At 78.7% G+C, this 390-nt stretch carries 1 pseudogene; it reads left to right on the top strand.

From position 1 onward, the window contains the following. Nucleotides 1–390 (top strand): annotated as a pseudogene (locus tag C1I99_RS33070) (hypothetical protein); the annotation flags it as partial.

The raw sequence follows: 390 nt of genomic DNA, 5'->3' as shown, positions 1-390 counted from the left end.
TCGTCACGGTCGAGGGGCGGACCGAGGGGAAGGGCCGGGTCCGGCTGACCGTCGACACCGGCTGCCGTCCGGTCGGCGCCGGCTACTCCGCCCCGGTGGCCGAAGATCCCGGCCCGGAGGCGGCCGTCCTGGCCGACGCCCTGCGCGCTCTCGGCCGGCCGGCCGGGACGGCGTCCGAGCCGGTCGTCGCGCCCTGCCCGGCCGGTGCCGGCACCGCGCGTACGCTCCGCTCCACGGAGGGCCCGACGCCGGAACCGGCCAACGCGCTCGCTTCCCTCGCCGCCGGCGCGCCGCTGCTCGACACTCCCGAGGTGTACGCCTACCGCCGGGACGGGGTCACCGTCGTCCTCGACCGCACCTCACCCACTGCCGTCCTCGCCGCCACCACCC

The sequence above is a fragment of the Micromonospora deserti genome (assembly GCF_003236335.1).
GTDB classification, from domain to species: domain Bacteria; phylum Actinomycetota; class Actinomycetes; order Mycobacteriales; family Micromonosporaceae; genus Micromonospora; species Micromonospora deserti.
The sequence above is the reverse complement of the archived record's forward strand: the minus strand, read 5'-3'. Positions and strand labels throughout refer to the sequence as shown.